Source organism: Mycobacterium hainanense (assembly GCF_041890355.1).
In the GTDB taxonomy this organism is placed as follows: Bacteria; Actinomycetota; Actinomycetes; order Mycobacteriales; family Mycobacteriaceae; genus Mycobacterium; species Mycobacterium hainanense.
This window is the reverse complement of the sequence record NZ_CP169059.1, coordinates 2,121,234-2,142,345: the sequence shown is the minus strand read 5'-3', so window position 1 is coordinate 2,142,345 and position 21,112 is coordinate 2,121,234. Positions and strand designations below refer to the sequence as shown.

General features: G+C 65.4%; 17 protein-coding genes. 5 read left to right on the top strand and 12 right to left on the bottom strand.

The window, feature by feature from the left end:
• The first annotated feature begins 8 nt into the window (after positions 1-8).
• Positions 9-1,961: an acyl-CoA dehydrogenase gene (locus tag ACEL92_RS10050; protein ID WP_374025417.1), complete on the top strand. Its 1,953-nt coding sequence runs from the start codon at positions 9-11 to the stop codon at positions 1,959-1,961.
• A 30-nt stretch (positions 1,962-1,991) separates the two neighbouring features.
• Here ACEL92_RS10050 and ACEL92_RS10045 read toward each other — a convergent pair whose 3' ends face one another.
• Positions 1,992-2,459, bottom strand: a complete 468-nt coding sequence (locus tag ACEL92_RS10045) for an LppP/LprE family lipoprotein (RefSeq protein WP_374026163.1) — start codon at positions 2,457-2,459, stop codon at positions 1,992-1,994.
• A 311-nt stretch (positions 2,460-2,770) separates the two neighbouring features.
• Between ACEL92_RS10045 and ACEL92_RS10040 the strand changes: the two genes are divergently transcribed.
• The 4 genes from ACEL92_RS10040 to ACEL92_RS10025 all read left to right on the top strand — a co-directional run bounded on the left by ACEL92_RS10040 (position 2,771) and on the right by ACEL92_RS10025 (position 9,643).
• Positions 2,771-6,991, top strand: a complete 4,221-nt coding sequence (locus tag ACEL92_RS10040; RefSeq protein ID WP_374026162.1) for a molybdopterin-dependent oxidoreductase — start codon at positions 2,771-2,773, stop codon at positions 6,989-6,991.
• 145 nt (positions 6,992-7,136) lie between these two features.
• The gene (locus ACEL92_RS10035) at positions 7,137-7,409 is read left to right on the top strand and encodes a hypothetical protein (RefSeq protein ID WP_374026161.1); all 273 of its coding nucleotides are present in this window, start codon (positions 7,137-7,139) and stop codon (positions 7,407-7,409) included.
• A gap of 286 nt (positions 7,410-7,695) precedes the next feature.
• Entirely contained in the window at positions 7,696-9,042 is a 1,347-nt protein-coding gene (locus ACEL92_RS10030) for a rhodanese-like domain-containing protein (protein ID WP_374025416.1), read from the top strand.
• Positions 9,043-9,067: 25 nt separating this feature from the next.
• Positions 9,068-9,643, top strand: coding sequence for a rhodanese-like domain-containing protein (locus ACEL92_RS10025; RefSeq protein ID WP_374025415.1), 576 nt, complete (start codon positions 9,068-9,070; stop codon positions 9,641-9,643).
• 92 nt (positions 9,644-9,735) lie between these two features.
• Here the strand turns inward: ACEL92_RS10025 and ACEL92_RS10020 are convergent, their stop codons facing one another.
• From ACEL92_RS10020 to ACEL92_RS09970, 11 genes are read right to left on the bottom strand one after another with little or no spacing between them, the layout of a single operon-like run.
• Positions 9,736-10,227: a CAP domain-containing protein gene (locus ACEL92_RS10020; protein WP_374026160.1), complete on the bottom strand. Its 492-nt coding sequence runs from the start codon at positions 10,225-10,227 to the stop codon at positions 9,736-9,738.
• A gap of 11 nt (positions 10,228-10,238) precedes the next feature.
• On the bottom strand, positions 10,239-10,862 hold the full coding sequence (locus ACEL92_RS10015) for a hypothetical protein (protein ID WP_374025414.1): 624 nt from the start codon (positions 10,860-10,862) through the stop codon (positions 10,239-10,241).
• Complete coding sequence (locus tag ACEL92_RS10010; protein ID WP_374025413.1) at positions 10,859-11,515, bottom strand: Mce protein; 657 nt, start codon at positions 11,513-11,515, stop codon at positions 10,859-10,861. The genes ACEL92_RS10015 and ACEL92_RS10010 overlap by 4 nt, the downstream gene beginning before the upstream one ends.
• A 14-nt stretch (positions 11,516-11,529) precedes the next feature.
• Entirely contained in the window at positions 11,530-13,008 is a 1,479-nt protein-coding gene (locus ACEL92_RS10005) for an MCE family protein (protein ID WP_374025412.1), read from the bottom strand.
• Positions 13,009-14,130, bottom strand: a complete 1,122-nt coding sequence (locus tag ACEL92_RS10000; protein WP_374025411.1) for a virulence factor Mce family protein — start codon at positions 14,128-14,130, stop codon at positions 13,009-13,011.
• The gene (locus ACEL92_RS09995; RefSeq protein WP_374025410.1) at positions 14,127-15,476 is read right to left on the bottom strand and encodes an MCE family protein; all 1,350 of its coding nucleotides are present in this window, start codon (positions 15,474-15,476) and stop codon (positions 14,127-14,129) included. Before ACEL92_RS09995 ends, ACEL92_RS10000 begins: the two co-directional genes overlap by 4 nt.
• Entirely contained in the window at positions 15,473-16,651 is a 1,179-nt protein-coding gene (locus ACEL92_RS09990; protein WP_374025409.1) for an MCE family protein, read from the bottom strand. The genes ACEL92_RS09995 and ACEL92_RS09990 overlap by 4 nt, the downstream gene beginning before the upstream one ends.
• Positions 16,648-17,661, bottom strand: coding sequence for an MCE family protein (locus tag ACEL92_RS09985; protein WP_374025408.1), 1,014 nt, complete (start codon positions 17,659-17,661; stop codon positions 16,648-16,650). The genes ACEL92_RS09990 and ACEL92_RS09985 overlap by 4 nt, the downstream gene beginning before the upstream one ends.
• A gap of 11 nt (positions 17,662-17,672) precedes the next feature.
• Positions 17,673-18,941: an MCE family protein gene (locus ACEL92_RS09980; protein WP_374025407.1), complete on the bottom strand. Its 1,269-nt coding sequence runs from the start codon at positions 18,939-18,941 to the stop codon at positions 17,673-17,675.
• Positions 18,942-18,945: 4 nt separating this feature from the next.
• A complete protein-coding gene (locus tag ACEL92_RS09975) occupies positions 18,946-19,794 on the bottom strand; it encodes an ABC transporter permease (protein ID WP_374025406.1) in 849 nt (282 codons plus the stop codon).
• The gene (locus ACEL92_RS09970) at positions 19,791-20,558 is read right to left on the bottom strand and encodes an MlaE family ABC transporter permease (protein WP_374025405.1); all 768 of its coding nucleotides are present in this window, start codon (positions 20,556-20,558) and stop codon (positions 19,791-19,793) included. The genes ACEL92_RS09975 and ACEL92_RS09970 overlap by 4 nt, the downstream gene beginning before the upstream one ends.
• Positions 20,559-21,112: the final 554 nt, after the last annotated feature.

The following is a 21,112-nucleotide window of genomic DNA, read 5'->3' as shown; positions in this document are numbered from 1 at the left end:
GTCGGGTTATGGCGCCAGAGACCACCACCATTGCCGACCAGCTGCGCAACGCTCTCGACGGGCGTTGGCGCGACACGAGGAACATGCTGCGCTCCACCATGAGCGAGGAGCTCTTCCGGCCGCACTACACCCCTAACACCGTGATTGCGCGCACCAAGGTGGCCGAGCAGATGAGGATCATGGCCGCCTTCGGTGCCGCGGCCGACAACTTCCGCAAGGAGCACGGCGGCACCGGTGACATCGGCGCGGCGATCACGATGATCGAGATGCTCGCCATGTCGGATCTGTCGCTGATGGTGAAGGCCGGTGTCCAGTGGGGGCTGTTCGGCGGTGCCGTCGAAAATCTGGGCACCGAGCGCCACCACGAGGCATACGTGAAGAAAATCATCAGCCTCGAATTGCGGGGCTGCTTTGCGATGACCGAGACCGGACACGGCAGCGACGTTCAGTCACTGGAGACCACCGCCACCTACGACCCTGCCACGGAGGAGTTCATCATCGACTCCCCGACCCCGACGGCCCGCAAGGATTACATCGGCGGCGCGGCCGAAACGGCCACCATGGCAGCGGTGTTCGCCCAGTTGATCACGACCGAGGACGGCAAACCGGTCAACCACGGCGTGCACTGCCTGCTGGTGCCGATTCGCGACGCGGAGGGCAACGACATGCCCGGCGTGACAACGTCGGACTGCGAGTACAAAGGCGGCCTGCCCGGTGTGGACAACGGCCGCATCGTCTTCGACCACGTCCGGGTCCCGCGGGTGAACCTGCTCAACAAATACGGCGACGTGGCGCCGGACGGCACCTACAGCTCGCCCATCGAGAACACCAACCGCCGGTTCTTCACCATGCTGGGCACATTGGTGCGCGGGCGGATCACGGTGGGCGGCAGCGCCGGCGCCGCCGCCCGCGTCGCGCTTGATATCGCGACGCGATATGCGTTGCAGCGTAAGCAGTTCAGCGCGCCCAATGACGAGTCCGAGGTGCTGATCATGGACTACCTGGTGCACCAGCGCCGGCTGTTCCCGTTGATCGCGAAGTCGTACGCGCTGCAGTTCGCCCAGAACGAACTGGTCGGCAGGTGCCACGACATCCAGACCGCGGACGCGGTGGACGCCGACGAGCAGCGCGAGTTGGAGGCGCGTGCCGCCGGGCTGAAGGCGGCCAACACCTGGCACGCCTCGCGGGCGATTCAGGAGGCGCGCGAGGCCTGCGGCGGCGCGGGGTACATGGCCGAGAACCGATTGGTCGCGCTGCGCGGCGACACCGACGTGTTCACCACGTTCGAGGGCGACAACCACGTGCTGACGCAGTTGGTGGCCAAGGAGCTGCTGACGGCCTACGCCGACGACATCCGCAGCATGAGCCCGGTCGAGTGGGTGCGTTTCGCCGCCAACACCGTGGGCGAGCGCGTCGTGAAACGGACTGCGGCAGAGACGATTATCCAAACGATCGTGGATGCCCGGCAGGACAGTGAGGAAGAGGGCAGTCTTTTCAACCGCGGTACGCAGATCAAGATGTTCGAGGACCGCGAGGAATATCTGCTGGCGTCCGTGGCCCGTCGGCTGCAGGCCAAGTCCAAAGAGATGTCGGAGTTCGACGCGTTCAACGCGGTGCAGGACCACGTCTTACACGCGGCGTCCGCGCACATCGACCGGGTGGTGCTCGAGGCGTTCGTCGCCGGCATCGACGCCTGCCCGCACGAGGAGACTCGCGAACTGCTCGGCGTCCTTTGCGATCTGTACGCGCTGTCGGTCATCGAGGACGACAAGGCGTGGTACATCGAACACCGGTACCTGTCCACTGAGCGGGCCAAGGCAGTCACCCGCGGCATCAACGACCGGTGCCGCGCGCTGCGACCGCACGCGGAGACGCTCGTCGACGGTTTCGGGATACCGGAGCAGCTGCGCTACGCCGAGATGCTGCATCCGGAGAACCTGACCGACGCCGTCGCGGACTGAGGCGCCGCTCGTTCACGCTGTGACACAACCCTATTGATTCGGGATCGGGCCGAGCGCCTTCAGCTTGCCGTCCGGGCCGATCCCGAATTTCACCGTGCCGCTACCGCTGGGACAGCACGGCTGGTCGTTGCCCTTCAGCCATTGATATTGAACCGCAACGGTGTCGTCGGCCGGCGGTAAGACGGTGATGTACGGCTTGGGATTTGGGGTGGCCGCGCCGAGCGGCGTGTTGTGATCGAAGAACAGCAACTGCTGCCCGGTGGACTCGCTGGCGATGGTCGGGATGATCTGCACCCAGTACAGCCGGCACTTCTTGGCATGTCCCCGAGCGATTTCCACCCAACTGCTGCCAGCGACGGAGATGGGCACGGATGCGATGGCCCGCTGGACGGTGTCGGGCGTCGGCCCGTCGGAGTCCTTGCACTTCTCGGATGAGGCCGGCGGCGAACTGGTTTGGTGCCCGCCGCAACCGGAGGCCAGCAGGACCACCAGGATCACAATCAGCTGACGCACTCGGTGAGCTTAGCGAAGGCTGTGAATGTCCCGTTTGTTTGGTCCGAGACCCCGTTCTGATGGGTAAAGCATCGGGCCCCACGGGTAGCCTTGACCCGGGCCGGCGGGTCGACGATGACCCGCTCTGACCTGGGGTTATACGGCATTTCCGACAGTTCACGGACACGCTTGGGCCGGTGAGAGGAAGCCGTAAAACGCGGGAAACTCCCGATACCCGGTGCTGAAACATCCTCGTCGCACCATTCACATAAACCCGTTGTGCTCAATGGAGGGAAGTAGGCGTGTCCACCGAGTCCATGGCGTCAAACAACGATGCCGTGAACACCGTGTGCGCGTACTGCGGCGTCGGCTGCGGAATGGTGTTGCAGGTCACAACCGATCCCGAGAGCGGCCGGCGCCACATCGGGAAGTCGGTTGGGAGCAAACAACATCCGGCCAACTTCGGCCGGTTGTGCACCAAGGGCACCACCACGTCGGACTTGTTGAAGGCACCCGGACGGCTGGAATCGGCGCACCTGCGCGCCGACCGTGGCGAGCCCCTGGAGCCCGTCGATATCGAGCGCGCGATCGCTCAGACCGCCCGGCGGTTACGCGCCATCATCGACGAGCATGGCCCGGATTCCTTTGCCATGTATGTGTCGGGGCAGATGTCCATCGAGGCGCAGTACCTGGCGAACAAGCTGACCAAGGGCTTCATCGGCACCAACCAGATCGAGTCGAACTCACGGCTGTGCATGGCCAGTGCGGGTTCGGGCTACAAGCTCTCGCTGGGCGCCGACGGACCGCCGGGCTCGTACCAAGACTTCGAACGCGCCGACGTCTTCTTCGTCATCGGCGCGAACATGGCCGACTGCCATCCCATCCTCTTCTTGCGGATGATGGAACGCGCCAAGGCCGGGGCCAAACTGATCGTGGTCGATCCGCGCCGCACCGCGACCGCGGAAAAGGCCGACCTATTCCTCCAGATCGCCCCCGGTTCCGATCTCGCCCTGCTCAACGGGCTGCTGCACCTAATCGTCGAGAATGGGCACACCGATCCCGGCTTCATCGCCGAGTTCACCGAGGGGTGGGAGGTGATGCCCAGCTTCCTTCAGCAGTACACCCCCGACACGGTCAGCGAGATCACCGGCATTCCCCAGGACGACATCCGCGCGGCGGCCAGGATGATCGGCGAGGCCGAGAATTTCATGAGCTGCTGGACCATGGGCCTCAACCAGAGCACGCACGGCACCTGGAATACCAACGCGATCTGCAATCTGCACCTGGCCACCGGCACGATCTGCAAACCCGGCAGCGGCCCCTTCTCACTCACCGGCCAGCCCAATGCGATGGGCGGCCGCGAAATGGGTTACATGGGACCGGGATTGCCCGGGCAGCGCTCCGTGCTGTCCGCGGCCGACCGCGCCTTCACCGAAGACCAGTGGGGCATCCCGCGGGGAACGCTGCGCACCGACGTCGGCACCGGCACCGTCGACATGTTCTCTCGGATGGCCGACGGCGACATCAAGGCGTGCTGGATCGTCTGCACCAATCCCGTTGCCTCCGTTGCCAATCGCAAGACGGTGCTGGCCGGTCTGGAGCGCGCCGAGTTGGTGATCGCCCAGGACGCCTTCGCAGAAACCGAGACCAACGAATACGCCGACGTGCTCCTGCCTGCGGCCCTGTGGTCGGAAGCCGAGGGCGTGATGGTCAACTCCGAGCGCAACATGACGCTGTTCCAACCCGCGGTCACCGCGCCCGGCGATGCGATGCCCGACTGGCAGCTCATCGCGCGGATCGCGTGCGCGATGGGGTTTTCGGACGCTTTCAGCTACAACTGCGCCGAGGAAGTCTTCGAGGAGATCAAACGGTTCTCGAACCCGAAGACGGGCTACGACCTGCGGGGCGTCAGCTACGAGCGGCTGCGTCGGGGCCCGCTGCAGTGGCCGTGCGCGCCCGATAGCGCCAGCGATCGCAACCCCATTCGCTACCTCAACGACGGCGTCAGTCAGGCCCGGCTGGTCCGCGACGACGGCAGCAGTCCGCGGTTGGCCTTCCCCACCGAGAGCGGCCGCGCGGTGTTCTTCGCCCGCCCGCACCTGCCGCCCGAAGAGATGCCCGACGACGACTACCCGTTCCTGTTGAACACCGGTCGCCTGCCGCACCAGTGGCACACGATGACCAAGACCGGCAAGGTCGCCAAGCTCAACAAGCTCAACCCCGGGCCGTTCGTCGAAGTGCACCCCGACGACGCGGCACGGCTGCAGATCGCCGAGGGTGACGCGATCGAAATCGCTTCCCGGCGCGGTCGCGCCGTGCTGCCCGCCGCGATCAGCGACCGGGTGCGGCCCGGCAACTGCTTCGCGCCGTTCCACTGGAACGACGTCTTCGGCGAATACCTGGCGATCAACGCGGTCACCAACGACGCGGTGGACCCGATCTCGAACCAACCGGAATTCAAAGCGTGCGCCGTCGCATTGGCGAAAGTCGCCGTGCCCGTGGCACCTCAGGCCACTGCTCCGAAGCCGTCGGCGGATGCCCAAGCACCAGCTCCCGCGCCCACGGAGGTACCGGAAATCAGCGTCTCACAGGTCGATGCCCTCGCCGAGTTGCTCGGCGTGGCAACAAAGCCCGTGCCGGAATTCGATGAGCTCGGCCGCTCCTATCTCGCCGGGATGCTGACCGCGCTTCGGTCGGATGCGGGTCGACGCGCGTCCGGCGTGCCGACCCTGCCCTCGAGCGCCCCCTTCGACTCGGGCACCCGGCTGTGGGTGGATGGCCTGCTCGCGGGCTTGTTCTCGCGCGAGGACGCGCCCCGGGCAACGCCGGCCCCGGCGGTCAAGGAACCGAATACCGGACCGCCGGAAGCCAACCCCGCCGAACGGTCGCCCGTCGTCGTGCTGTGGGCATCGCAGACCGGCAACGCGGAGGAGCTCGCCGCCGAGGTCGCGGCGCGGCTGGGCGAGAAGAACCTGCCCGTCGCACTGCACAGCATGGACGACTTCCCGGTGACCGAACTGCCGACGACGCGGCAGCTGCTGCTAGTCACCAGCACCACCGGCGACGGCGAGCCGCCCGACAACGGCACCGGTCTCTGGCGGGCGCTCACCTCAGACACCGCACCACGATTCACCGCCACCCGCTACGCGGTGCTGGCGCTGGGTGACTCCAACTATGACGACTTCTGCGGTCATGGGCGCAAGCTCGACGAGCGGCTGGCCCAGCTCGGCGCGACCCGCATCGTCGAGCGGGTCGACTGCGAACCCGACTACCACGACGCCGCGGCGAGGTGGCTCGACGGTGTCATCGAGGCGCTGTCCCACACGCCCGCACCGGTGGGCCACGACGGGGCCGCCCCGGTGGCGGCCACCTCCGTGGTCGCCGCCCCAATCCGGCCGGCCGACGGGTCCAAGACGGCCGGGTACAGCAAGAAGCATCCCCTGATCACCGACATGGCCCGGAACATCAAGCTGGGCCGGCCGGAGTCGGCGAAGGACGTGCGACAGCTGGTGTTTCGCCTGCCCGAGGGCACGATCACCTATGAGGCCGGTGATGCACTCGGGGTGTGGCCGCGCAACAGCGACCAACTGGTCGATGAATGGCTGTCCGTAACGGGCCTGGACGGTCAGACCCCGGTCGAGGTCGGCGAGCACGGTCTGATGTCGTTGCGCTCGGCACTCACCGAGCGAATCGAGATCGCCCACATCAGCCGCGATCTGGTGCGGTTCGTCCAGGAGCGCACCGGCGACCGGAAGCTCGCCGAGCTGCTGAGGCCGGAAAACAAGGCCGCTCTGAACAATTGGACGTGGGGCCGGCAGGCGATCGACCTGTTGGCGCAGCATCCGGTCTCCGCCTCGGCCCACGAGTGGCTCAGGGTCCTCAAACGCCTTCAGCCGCGGCTGTATTCGATCTCGTCGAGCCCCAAGGAATGTCCTCAAGAGGTCCACCTGACCGTCTCGCCGGTGCGCTACAACTTCCAGGGCGTCCCGCGCCGGGGGGTGTGCTCGACCTACCTCGCCGACCGCTCCCCCGGCGATCGCGTCGCCGTTTATCTGCAGCCGTCGAGGCATTTCCGGCCTCCGCGCGACCCCGATACGCCGATGATCATGATCGGGCCGGGCACCGGCATCGCGCCGTTCCGCGGGTTCCTGCAGGAACGACGCGCGCTCGGGCACACCGGTCCCAACTGGCTGTTCTTCGGCGAGCAGCACGCCGCCACCGACTACTACTACCGCGACGAGATCGAGCAGATGCGCGCCGACGGGCTGCTCACCGAGCTGGACCTGGCGTTCTCGCGGGACCAGCGCGACAAGATCTACGTGCAACACCTGATGCGCAACCGCGGCGCGGAGCTGTGGCGCTGGCTGCAGGACGGGGCGCAGCTCTACGTCTGCGGGACCGCCGATCCGATGGCCAAAGACGTCGACCGCGCGCTCTGCGAGCTGGCGGCCGAACACGGCGGCCTCGACCTCGACGCGGCGAAGGAGTACGTCCGGTCGTTGAGCGCCGACAAGCGCTACCACCGCGACGTCTACTAGGCCCCCCGGGGTTTCGCCCGACTCGTAATACGACGGAAACGTCACGCACCTGCCACTGAAACAACCTCGCTGGACGATTCAGTCATTGGTCGCGCCGAGGAGGGAAGCAGTGGCTCTGGATTTTGACGGGCCCCTCGAAAACGCCGTGCGGGCCTCCTGCCCGCTGCAGTGCCGGCTGCGGCGCGGCGTGGGCGACGATCAACCGGGCGACCAGGTCGACTGGGCCGGGTTGCCGATCAACTTGGACTTCGCGTTCTCGCCGCAGCAACGCGACAAGGTGTACAAGCAGCACTTGATGCGCAAGCGCGGCACACAGCTTCGCTGGTCGCAGGACCGGGGCCAATGGTGCGCCTGCGACTTCGCGGCCGACGGGCGACGGGTCTATCCGGGCGACGCCGACTCGATGTCCAGTCGGTAGAGCGCCCGCGCGCTGTGCGGCCGCAAACGTGCTGCGAATAGAAATCACCGCGGTCGAAAATACTGCGGAATGCCACGTTCAAAGAGTTTGCGGCACGCGTTCGGCGCAGGCGCCGTCCTGACGCCGTGAAACGGTGCGTAAACCCGCTGGACGCGCGGCGTCGTGGCTTCGAACTTGTCAACCGCCGCCAAAGGGGACGCCTCGCATCACGTTTAGGCGGGTTTGCTGGCGGCTACGTTTGGGGGGTCAGTTCTAGGCCCAAATGGAGGCGATTCGAAGCACCATGGTGGACGTCTCGATTATCGAAACCTCAGGGTTGGGCGATCGCAGTTATCTGGTGAGCGACGGCGCGGTCGCCGTCGTGATCGACCCGCAGCGCGACATCGACCGCGTACTGCAACTCGCCGGCGATCTGCGCATCACCCATGTGCTAGAGACCCACATCCACAATGATTACGTCACCGGTGGCTTGGCGCTCGCCGACGCCACCGGCGCCCAATACGTAATTCCCGCCGGCGAAGAGGTCGACTTCCCGCATCAGCGCATCAACGACGGGGACCACATCAATACCGGCGGTCTCCACCTGGAGGCGTTGTCCACGCCCGGGCACACCCACCACCACACCAGCTACGCGCTCCGGGACGAGGCGGGCCAAACCGTCGGCGTCTTCACCGGCGGATCGTTGCTGTTCGGCAGCACGGGCAGGACGGACCTGTCCGGCGAAGAGCATGCCGCGGAACTCACTCGCCTGCAGTATCGTTCGGTCCGCCGACTCGCCGATGAGCTGCCCGCGACGACGGCGGTCTACCCCACCCACGGTTTCGGAAGCTTCTGTTCGCCCGCAGCCACTGACAGCGACGAGTCGACCATCGGCGATGAACGCGACATCAACCCGGCGCTGACCCAGAGCGAGCAGGACTATGTCGACGAACTGCTTGCCGAACTCTCGGCGTACCCCGCCTATTACGCGCACATGGGCGTGATCAACCGGGCCGGTCCCACCGCTGCGGACTTGTCGCCCATCGCGCCCGTAAACCCCGAGGAGCTCCGCGCTCGGATCGACGCCGGCGAATGGGTTGTGGACTTGCGCAAGCGAACGGCCTTCGCCGCAGGGCACCTGGCGGGAACGTATGGCTTCGAGTTCTCCGGGTCTTTCGTCAATTACCTTGGCTGGCTTTACACGTGGGGTGCGCCGTTGACCCTGATCGGCGAGGATGCCGGACAGGTGGCGGAGGCCCAGCGTGAACTGTCCCGCATCGGCGTCGATCGGCTGACCGGGAGCGCCACCGGCGACATCCGTGCGCTCGCTGCCGGAACTGGGCTGCGGAGCTATCGCGTCGCGAGCTTCGAGGACCTCGTCGATACGCTCGACGACGGCCGCGTCATCGTGCTCGACGTGCGCCAGCCCGGCGAGTTCAACAGCGGCCACGTCCGCGCCGCGATCAACATCGCCTTGCACGACCTGCCTCGGCGCATCGGCGAGCTTCCCCAGGACCGCGAGTTATGGATCCATTGCGCCAGCGGGTACCGCGCGTCGATCGCGGCCGCGCTGGTCGACCGCCAAGATCGGGACGTCGTACTCATCGATGACGAGTACGGCAACGCCGAAAAGCTCGGGATCACAACGCCCTGACATCACTCAGCACCGGGAGTAGATCATGAACGCACCGACCACCGACGCGATCACCTCGACCGAGTTGCGCAGGCTGATCGAGTCATCCAACGCCCCACGGCTGGTCGACGTCCGGACCCCCGCGGAGTTCGAGACCGCGCACATCGCCGGGTCCCTCAACGTCCCCCTCGACGTATTGGATCGGCACGGCGAGGAAGTCGCCCGGCGTCTCGGGCAAGACGACGTCGTGCTGGTGTGCCGTTCCGGACAACGTTCGACCAAAGCGCAGGCGCTATTGCGCAACGCCGGATTGACCAGCGGGCGGGTCCTCGAAAAGGGGATCACCGATTGGGAGGGCCAAGGCTTCGACGTCGACCGCGGCAAGCAGCGGTGGGACCTCGAGCGTCAGGTTCGTCTGCTCGCCGGATCGGTGGTGCTGTCGTCCGTCCTGGGCAGCGTCGCGGTGCCACGGCTCAAGTGGGTAGCCGCCGCGATCGGCGGGGGCCTGACGTTCGCCGCGCTCAGCGACACGTGCGCCATGGCAACGGCGCTGTCAAAACTGCCGTATAACCGCGGCGCGACCTCCAACGTCAACAAGGTGCTGTCCCAGCTCCGGGACTGACTGGCCCGCGCGTCTCATTGCACCTCGATGGAGATCGTCTGAATCGCGTTGCCGCCGTAGCTGATTCGCCACGAAGACCGCCGGGAGACCCGTCATCGAAGGGGTGCCGGTTGTCCGTACATCGCCACCACCACGCTGCGGTCCATGCTGTTCTCCGACCACACCCCCATGGAGCTGTTCGCGCAGTCGCGGATGATCGCCATATCGTCGGGGTTGTAATACCACTGGTTGACCAGTTCCAGGCTGCTGATGGCGATGGCCGGGTTGATCGCGATGGTTTCGGACGCTTTGCCGCGGAACCCGGCGGCGTTGGCCCGGTCCTGCGGCGTCGACCCATCGGACCCGGTGTCGTCATTGATGTTTCGGTTGTTCATCATGTCGTCGGCATGCCACTGAGCGGCCAGTGTCAGCGCGTTGTCCCTGATGACGTCGTTAGTGCAGCCCGCCTGGTGTTGCAGTGTGTAGACGGCGGAGACGACGGCGCTGTTGAGCCGCTTGTTGTCGGCGTGCGCGCTTGCGGGCGCCAGCAGCACCGGCACGACGAGAAGCACAGCCGCGGGGAGCGCGCGTATCCATCCGATCATGACCACTGCGCTCACACCGGGTCGAAATGCGAAACCAGCCATCGGCCGTTGACTTTCTCCAACGCCACCCGGATGACCGGCTGTGTGTCGGTGGGAGCGCCCTCCCCGATCGTGACGGTCTGGTTGACGTACAACAAGACCACGGCGTGGTTGGCCGTCACGGAAACCGGCGCTGCGGCACTGACCTTGGCGACCGCGCTGATGTGCTTTTCCTTGGCCCCCGGAATGACCACCTGGCGGGTGAGCTCCGTGTAGGCGTCCTTGAACTCCCCCGTCAATCGCTCGCGTGCGGCGGCCAGATCCTTATCCACCGAATCCGCCTTGTACGAAAGCAGGGCGACGGCGTCTTCGCTCGCGGCCCGCACCGATTCCGCTCGCACTCGCGCGTGGTCATCGGACGAAGCCACCACCCACTTGAGGTAGCCCGCGCCGAGCGCCAGCAGGAACGCCAAGGCGGGCAGCACCGCGAACGCGACAACGCGGGACCACGCGATCGGTGGCCTTGCCCGCGTCGTGCCGGGGTCGTCGTCAGAGCCCTCCTCGATGGCGACAGCGTCTGATTCCTCGGGCGTCGCCGAGTCCTGGGCGTCGACCAGTTCCTCGTCGTGCGTTTGGGTTTCACTCAACGTCGTCATGGCACGAACACCACGTTCGACACCTTGGCGTCGTCACCGGCCGACCGGACCTCGATCCGCATGCGCCACTCCCGCGGCGCCTCCTCGCCCGCGGCGGTCCGCGACTTCACCGCCACCGCGACCAGGACCTGGGCCGCATCGCCGCGCTGCGACTCGAGGCCGGCATCGGTCACGGTGCCTTCTGATTTCGATTGCGCCGCCTTGACGACCTCGATGAACGGCTTGGACCGCTGCTCGAAGTCTTCTCGGAAGGCTCCGGTGGCCAGATCGATGATGCGCTGCACGTCGGCATCGACCTCCGTGTAGTTGATGGTGGTGAGGTTTACCGCACCCTGACGCGCCACCTGAACGAACAGATCGCGCCGCGCTTGTACCTCGTGCTTCTGGTAGGCCCGGAAGCCGAGCCAACCGGTCAATCCCGCCAGCACCGTCACGACGAGGGCGCCGGCCACCAACGCCTGCCCAGTGTGCGATAGCCGCGGGATTACCCGCTGCCGTATGCGGGCGAGCCGGTTCCGCGCACCCGCTAGGTCCTCAGCGGTGCCGTCGGCCTGGTCGGCCTGTTCGGCGATATCGCCGTCGTCGGCCGCCGTCGATTCGCTGAATTCCTCGGTGACATCGGCGGCTTCGTGCTTCTTGGCATCTTCAGCCATCTTTCTCCTTCTGCTTAGGCCGGCGGCACTAGAAGTGACTGCCAGTTCTTGGCACGCGGGTGCGCCAGGTCGAATTCTGTGTAGCGACGCCCGTCAGGGCCTATGTAGTCGCCGTTGGCCGGGTCATACGTCGCGACGGCGAGCGGCGGCGGCGCGGGCGCCGGCGGCGCAGTGCCCCGCGGGGGTGGAAGTCGCGGATCCTGTCCCGGCGGATACATCGGAACGCCCTGCCCGCTGTAGGTGGCGTTCGGGTCACCCTTCCAGTTGTAGCCATCGTTGAGCGGCACGTATTCTTCGTCGCTCTCGCACAATTCGACCGTGGGCGCGCGTTTCCACGGCTTGCTCTCACACGGGATGTTGCGGACCCCGCGAACGTTGAACTCCGAATCCTGCGGCACGCGGCAGAAGAGATCCGCGGCGGGCCGGTCGGGCGCGTCCACGTTGGCCGGCGACCGGCGCTGAGTCGGCGGCAGGTATCCCGTCGTGCACGGCGGTGGCAGATTGATGTTGAGGTTGAAGTCCAGCTGTGCGCCCCGGTACTCCTGTTTGGTGTTCGAGCTGGGCACGACGATTGCGGCCATCGCCGCGATGCCCTGGGGGAACAGCACCAGAAGTTGTTCGATGTCATGCCGGTAGACGACGGCGATGTCGCCCAGGCTGACCAGGTTCGCAAACAGCACCGGAAGGGCCGGCGACACCCGATCGAGCAACGCACGGCTTTCCTCGACCCCATTGGTCCCCTGCGTCAACAGATCCCGGACGGCGGCGTCCTGCGCCTTGAACTGGGCGGTGATCGCCGCGGTTCGACTCGCCCACCGGGCAATCGAATACGACGTTTGGATCTGAGAGTCGAGAACCGGAGGCGTCTGGTCGATCAATGCGGCAAGCGGCCCGACCGTCTGCCCCCCGGCGATGGCCAGGGCCGCCGACCCGTCGACGATTCGAGACAGTTCGGGCCCGAGGCCACCGACCGCCCGATCCGTCTCGTTCACCACGGTGCGCAGGTTGTCGCGCGGAATCGCCTGCAGCGCACGGTTGGTCACATCGAGCAGGTGTCCGATGTCGACGGGAACGTCGACTCGGCCGGCCGGGATGACATCACCCGCTCGCAGCGCGCGACCGTGATCGCCGCCCTTACCGGGCTGGGGGGTCAGCTCGATGTATTGCTCGCCGATGGCCGAGCGGCTGTGCACCGACGCCTGGACGTCGGCGGGCACCTTGACGCCGGACCGGATCGCGAGCACCGCGCGAACCCCGGTCGCGGTCACATCGACCGACTTGACCTGACCGACATCGGTGCCGCGGTAGGTGACCACGGAGGTCTGGTACAGCCCGCCCGACTCGGGCAGGTCGACGGTGACGACGTACTCCCCGATCCCGAAAAGCGTTTCGGGCAGCTTCATGTAATTGAAAGCCATTGCGCCACAAGACAGGACCGTCACCAGCGACAGGATCGACAGCTGTATCCACGTTCGACGATTCAGACGCAGCATTCAGTACCCCCCGAAGTGGTATGGATAGGTCAGGGGGTTGCCCGCGGTGGCGGGGCTGGGCTGCATCCCGATCGTCCGTCCCCACTGCAGCTCGAGCTGGGTGAGGTTGCCCTCCCACCGGGAACCGGTGAAGAAACCGGTGTCGAGGCGGCTCAACGTGAGATCGACGATCAGGGTGAGGTTGGCGTAGTCACCGCGGAACCAATTCCTCGCCGTCGACGCCGGCCACGGGTAGGCCACCAAACCATCAAGCCCTTTGGTCAGCGACGGTCCCGCGTCCGCAAGCGACCGCAGCACCGGCGCGATATTGCGCAAGTTGTTGACCAGCGATTCCTTGCTCTGGCGCACGGTGTCGGCCGCGATGGCGCTGAACTTGCCGAGCTGGTCGATCGCGTCGGCGATTTTCGTGCGTTCGTCGGCCAGCACCTTCAGCGCTTTCGGCACGGTCGTCAGCGCCTTGTCGACTACCGGATCCTTGTCGGCGAACTGACCGACCAGCGAATTGAGGTTCTCGGCCGCGGTGATGATGTCGTCGGTCTGGTCGTTGGTCCGGGCGATGAACTCGTCCAGTTGGCGCAACAGGCTGCGCATGTCGTTCTCGCGCCCGGCGAACGCCTTCGCGATCGCCTGCGTGATCTCCTGCAGCTGCCCAATTCCGCCGCCGTTGAGCAGGATCGAGACGGACGCCAGGGTTTGCTCGGTGGTTGGGTACATGCTCGCGTGTGACAGCGGGATGAGCGCACCGTCTTTCAGTTGGCCGACCGGCGGTTCGTCCTTGGGCGCCGCGAGTTCGATATGCATCGAGCCGAGCAGGCTGGTCTGCCCCAGCTTGGCGGTCGCGTTGGCCGGCAGGTGAACATCACCGTTGATGCGCATGGTGACAAGCGCGTGCCAATCCTGCAACTGGATCTTGGTCACATTGCCGACGTTGACGTCATCGACCCGAACCCGGGTGTTCTCCTGAATCGTGACGACATCGGGCATTTGGGCCTGGATCGTGTAGGCGCCGGGGCCGTGGCCGGACGTGCCCGGAAGGGTGAACGAGTTCAGCCCCTTCCAGCCACATCCGGACAGCACGGCGAGGCAGGCCGGGATGAGCGCCGCGACCATCACGCGCCTCATGAGGCGCCCGCCGGGAGCATCAGATCCCGCAACACTTGCGTCGAGTTGACCGTGCCGCTCGGCGCGGGCGGTGGCGGCGGCGCTTCCGCGGGTGGTGCTTCGGCGGCCGGAGGCGTCGGCGCGGCGGGCGGCGGCGGCGGAGGCGCGTCGGGCGGCGGCGCCGGAGGCGTATAGCCGGGCCGGAGCCAATCCTCGCTGTAGGTGATCTCACTGGGGCGTGCCTGGGTGCCGACAAATGGGTTGAGCCCCGCCGGAATGTAGTTGTACAACCGGTTTTTGATGATCGGGTTGATGTACTGCAAGCACAGCTTGGACACCCGGTCCAGCCGGGCCCGGGACGCCGCTTCGATCGAGCTGCAGATCCACTGCGGGATGTCGGCGAAGTTGTTCAGCGCGATGATGCCGGTCATCGCGCTTTGCGCAGGCTGGTAGATGTTCAGGAAGTTCTGGAACACCGTCGGGGCGATGTGCAGGATTTGCTTGATGTCCATGCGGCTGTCGTTCAACGCGGTCGTGACGGAGGCCAGCCGATCGAACGTCACGCCCATGGCTTCCCGATTCTCGGCCAGGAAGTCGCGCAAATCGGTCAGCGCGCCGTCGAGACCCTTCACCGCATTGGCGATTTCATTGGGTGTGTTCGTGAGCAGCGTCGTGACGGTGGACAGATTCTGGTTGAACGAGGCCAGAAGATCACTGCTGGACGACAGGGCGGAGACCAGCAGCTGCAAATTACGCACGGTGCTGAAGATGTCGTCGGCGTGATCGCCGAGTGCGGAGATCGCGGCGGACAGCTTGATCACGGTGTCGCGGGCGGTGTCGCCCTGGCCTCGCACGTTGTCGGCGGTGGAGTTGATGACTTCGCCGAGGGAATTCACCCCGTCCGGGGAGGTCGGCTGCAACGCCTCGGTCAGTTTCTCCAACTGCTTGCGAAAGTCATCCCATTCGACCGGTACGGCGGTGCGGCCGAGCGGGATCGACGCGCCGGGGCTCAGCTTGGGACCGCCCGCATAGGCGGGAACGAGTTGGACGGCCCGCGGAGTAACCAGCGACGGGGACAGGATCGCCGCGCGTGCGTCGGCGGGGACGGCGTATTGCTTGTCGACGGAGAAGGTCACCTTTGAGCTGTCGGGTTGCGGCTCGATCTTGTCGATCACGCCTACGGTGACGCCGAGGATGCGCACGTCGTCGCCGACGAACAAGCCGTTGGCTTCCGTGAAATACGCCGTGTAGGTATTCCTTTCGACCTGCTTCCACAGCTTCGAGCCGACCAGGAACGAAGCCACGGCGAGGGTGCCGACCAGGCTGAGAGCGGTCAGTCGTTGCAGAGTGCGGCGGCTGATGTTCACTGTCCCCCTAGTTGGCCATTCGCGGGCGCCGGCTCGGGCGCGGGCGGCGGGCCCGGCGCCGGACCCGGCGACGGGGGCTGGGACCAAATCGGGTGCGGCGCTTGCTCCGGCGGCACGGGCGGCGTACCGGTCGGCGGGTCCACCGACTCCGAAGGCAGCTTCTGCTCGGGGTCCAGGAACCGGTTGTACATGCGGGCGTCGATCGTCGGCCCGCTGATCTGACCCGGGATCAGGTTCGCCACATAGGCCTTGAAAAACGGGCCCGAGCCCAGGCATTCGCCGAAGGACATCGCGTAGCGTTTGAACTTGGGCAGGCTCGCCTGAATGTCCTGTTTGCGATTGTCGAGGACCTCGAGCACGCCGTTCAGCTTGTCGAGGGCGGGCTTTAGCTGCGACCTGTTGTCGTTGACGAGCCCCGAAACCTGATGTGACACCGCGGTGAGGTTGTTCATCAGCGCGTCGATGGAATCGCGTTCGTCCAACAGCGCGGCCAGCAGCGCGTTCGAGTCCGCCACCAGCGCCGCGATCTGTTGGCTGCGTCGGCCCAGCACCGTCGAGACCTTGTTCGCGTTCCCCAGTAAGCTGCGCAACTGGACATCGCGGTTGTTCAGCGTTTCGGAGAATCGGGCCACGCCTTCCAGCGCGGGCCTGACCTGCGACGGCGTCTGCCTGAAGGTATCCGCCAAAGTGGTTAACGCAGAGGATAACTGCGCGGTGTCCAGCCCGCTGATTTCGGTCGTCAAATCCCCGAGCGCATCGGGAAGGTCATAGGGCGAATGGGTCCGTTCCAGCGGGATGGTGCCAGACAGTTTCCCCTCCCCCCGCGATGTCAGCTCGAGCATCTTTGCGCCCAATATGGTTTCGGTCTTGATCGCGGCTTCCGTGCGGTCCCCCAACGTGATGAAGTTGCGGACGGTGAAGCTGACTCGAACCTTGGTGCCTTCTAATTTGATGCCGGTGACCCTCCCGACGCCCATGCCGGAAACCCGCACCGAGTTACCCGCCCGGATGCCGCCGGCCTCCGAGAAGTAGGCCGCGTAATCGTTGGTGTTCTTGATGAATGGCAACTTTTCGTAGTTGAAGGCCGCGACGGTAACGCACGCCAAGATGAAGACACCCATCGCGCCGATCTTCCAAGGGCTTCGCCTGCCGGCTTTGGTTTTGGACTTGGTCATTGGGGCGTGCACCGCCCGCTCGGCTGGCCGAACAGCTTGATGAAGATCGGGTTGCCCCCCTTTCCGTTGACTTTCATCAAGACCTCGCAGAAGTAGAAGCCGAAGTAGTCGCCGTTGAGGCCTTGTCGGGCCAGAACTTGGTAGATATCGGGAAGCTGTTTGAGCAGGTTGTCGACATAATCACGGTCGGACAGCACCTGCGCGGACATGCGATCCGTCTCGTGCACGACGTCCTTGATCGGCTGGCGGGCCTGGACGAGCAGATCAGTGACCGATCCCGCCGCCGCATTGACGTAGGCCAGTCCGGTGGAGATGTCATCTTTGCGCTGCGCCAAGCCATTCACGAACTGGGACAGCTTGTCCAGACCGTCGGAGAACTCGCGGTCGCGGACGGCAAAGGTGTGCAACACGGTGTTCAAGTTCGTGATCAGCTCGGTGATGAGCTCGCTGCGCCCGGCCAATGTCGAAGTCAGCACCGAGGTCTGGGCGAGTACCGAGGCGACGGTTCCGCCTTGACCCTGAAATATGCGGAGCAGCTGACCGGACAGCGCGTTGACCTGATCGGGGTCCAACGCCCGAAACAACGGCCGGAACCCGCCGATCAGCGCATCGATGTCCAGCGCCGGGGACGTCCGCGCCAACGGGATCGTCGCACCCGGCGGAAGCCGGCGCGCGCCAGGGCCCTCTTCGAGGGCGAGGTAACGATCGCCGATCAGGTTCTCGTAGCGCACAGCGACTTTCGTCCCCTCGGTGAGGCGCACGCCCTTGTCCACCGAGAAACCGATGGTGACGGTGCCGTCGCGCTGCAGGTGCAGATCACCGACCTTGCCGACCTCGACCCCCGCGATGCGGACGAAGTTGCCGGACTTCAGACCCGAGATGTTCGTGAACACCGCCTGGTAACCGGTGCGGTCCTCGAATCGAAACTGGCCGAAGACGGCGACCAGCGTGAACGTGAACATCGCGCACACCGCGGTGAAGGCCACGATGCGCACGACGATGGCGGACATCTTTCGTCTTTTCACGGCGGCGGTTGTCCCCCACGGTAGAAGTAGCGCGGCGCTTCCGGCGGGTTCTTCGTGGTCGGGAACCAGTTCGCCCACCATGGATTGCCGGTCGCCATGTTGGTGCGGATCTCGTTCGGGGCGGCACCCCACCCGGTGTCGGTGACCAGCGCTCGCACCGGGAAGTTGGCACTCGGGTCGGGCAGCGACCCACAGCTGGGCTTGCCGCCCGGGCCACCAGTGGCATTGGTCTTCGGCAGGTGTTTGGGGTACCGGTACGGATCGTCACCGAACAGTAGCCCGGCATCCAAGATCACCGAATATCCGTTGCCGCCCAATGCATCCCGCCCGCCGTGGTCCACGTACCATTGCGAGCCCTGGAACAAGCAGGTGAAGGTCGGCGAATATTTGTTCAGCAGCGCCGTCGTCGGGTCGAGAAGGTTGATCGACCGCACAATGTTGGATTCGTTCCTGCCGATGACGTTGATGCCGGTCTGGCTCAAGCCGACCGCCGACAACAACAGCGCGTCAAGCGACCGTTGGTTTTCGGTCAGCGTGTTGCTGGTCGTCGCCGCCGAGTCCAGGATCGACAAAATATTCTGGGCCACACCGGAATAGATCGCCGTCGTCTTGCCGAACAGCCTCCAGTCCTTGTCGATGGTGTCCATGCGGGGATTGACAGTCAGCAACACATCGTTCGCCCCGGTGATGGCCTGGCCGAGCCGCTCGCCCTTGCCGCGCAACGCTTCCGAGAAGGCCGACAAGATCGCATTGAGCTTCGCCGGATCGATCGCGTGGACCACCGATTGGAGGTTCTCGAACACGGTGTTGACCTCGACCGTCACATTGCGTGAGCGCAGCACCGCGCCGGGTTTCAGCGGTGTCGGGCTGGGGTGTTCGGGCACGATCAAGTCGACGTACTTGGACCCAAAGGCCGTCGTCGACTTGATCTCCGCCTCGAGGTTGCTCGGCAGATATTTGAACGGGCCGGGCTGCATCTTGAGCTGCAGCTGAGCCGCTTTCACGTCGGTGCCGATCGAGGCCACCTGGCCGACCTGCACGCCGCGCAGCTTGACCTTGGCGCCCTGCTCCATCACGAGCCCGGCCCGCTCCGACACCAGAGTCAGCGGGATCGACTCCTGGAATTTGCCGGAGAACGCCCCCGCGGTCAACGCGATAATCGCCGCCACGAGGATGAACAGGGTCGGCGCCCACCAGATCGGGTCGATCCTGCTGCGCCGGACCCGATTCCGTTGCCCCAGCCCGCTCTCCCTGTGATTGCTCATGCCGTCATCCCGACAGGTTGAAGTTGCCGGACTGTCCGTAGACGGACAACGAAATCGCCAGGCAGACAAACGCCGTGACGATCATCGATGACCGCACCGAACGCCCGACAGCCTCCCCCACCCCCGCGGGACCACCTGTCGCGGTGAAACCGTAATACGTGTGCACAACCATGACGCCCGTCGCCATGGTGAGCGCCGCCAGAAACGACCAGAACAAGTCGGTGGGACGCAAGAACGTGGAAAAGTAGTGCTCGTACACCCCGCGCGACTGGCCGTAGCTGTAGATCGTCAGGAACTTGGCCGCGATGAACGACATCAGCACCGCGACGGCGTAGAGCGGGATGACGACCAGGATGCCGGCGATGATCCGCGTCGACGACAAATACGTGATGGCGCGGATACCCATCACCTCCAGCGCATCGATCTCCTCGTTGATCCGCATCGCCCCCAGTTGTGCGGTCGCGCCGGCGCCGATCGTGGCCGCCAGGGCCAGGCCGGCGGTGCACGGCGCGATCATCCGAACGTTGAGGAAGGCCGACAGGAACCCGGTCAGCGCCTCGACTCCGACGTTGGACAGCGTGTCGTAGCCCTGCACCGCGACCAGGGCGCCGGTGGTCAGGGTGAGGAAGCCGATGATGCCAACGGTGCCCCCGATGACCGCCAAAGCCCCTGTGCCCATGCCCATCTCGGCAATCAGCCGGAGTAGCTCGCCCGGATAGCGTCGTACCGCGTCGATGATGTTGGCCAGGGATTGCCCGTAGAACGCGGTCTGTTCACCGAGCTTGCGTGCGTAGTCGGTTAGCCGTGGGCCAAAGTTGACGATCCACGAGGGGTCCCGCGGTGCGTCGGTCATTTCGCGGTGACCTTCACGCCGAGCGCCGTGAGGATGATGTTGATGAAAAACAGCGCCATGAAGGAAAAGACCACGGTCTCGTTCACGGCATTGCCGACGCCGGTGGGACCGCCGCCCACCGACAGGCCCTTGTAGCAGGCGATCAGCCCCGCCGACAATCCGAACAGGGTTGCCTTGATCAGCGACGTCACCACCTGGGGCAGCCCCGTGACGAGCGTCATTCCCGCGACGAACGCCCCGGGCGTGACGTGCTGAACGAAGACCACGAAGACGTAGCTGCCGGCCAGCCCGGTGACCGCGACCACCGAGTAGAGCAGGACCGCGACGAATGTTGCGGCGATGATGCGGGGAACCACCAGGGCCTGAATGGGATCGACGCCGATTACCTTCATCGCGTCGATTTCCTCGCGGATGGTGCGGGCGCCCAGGTCGGCGCACATCGCTGTCGACCCAGCCCCAGAGACGACCATCGCCGTGACGACGGGCCCGACCTGCGTCACCGACGCCAAACCCGCACCGGCGCCGGACAGATCACCGGCTCCGATTTCGACCAGCAAGATGTTCAGGACGAACACGATGAGGACCGTGTACGGGATCGACAGCATGATCGTCGGGAAGATGGACACCCGCGCGACGAACCAGATCTGCTCCAGCAACTCCCGCCACGCCCACGGACCCCGCACCGCGGCGATCAGCGCTTGGGCGCTGAGTAGGAAGAACTCGCCCAACGCATTCATGGGCTTCGCGATCGTGGAGCCGTTCACAAGGTTCGCTCCGCCCGACCGACGTCCATCTGGCCCAATCCTGTGTTCCATTCTCGTAATGCAATTAATGCGCCGGCAATGAGCCGACGCGAAAGCACCGGTTGTTTTTACACGCCGACTGCGGTGTCAGTTTGCGCACCTAGATCACGCGGGAATTTACGGGCAAACCCAATACCGCGTCAGGGTTGGAATCAACACGAAGCTAAATTGGCCAGCGCGAGTAACGCTCGCGGAGGACTCGTGCCGTCTGCACACCCGGCACGCGAGAATCGAAGAAACCCCAGGATGGCGCTGAATGTCGTTCGCTCAGCGACTCAGTTCGAACCCGGGGTTCCGGGCCGGTGGCGCGCGGCGGCGGCCCGGCCAGCATGCGTTGCATGTCACGAATTTCGTCGGACGACTCGACAGCGGGGACGCGGAATGGCCGCTCGTCGCTTGACGAGTTTTCCGTTGCCAACAACTCAGTTGAACGCCCACGGCCACCGTCCCGGTCGGCTATCGCCGCCAGACGACACGGTTCGGATTATCGGCGCTCAAAGCAAGGGTTAGCTTCA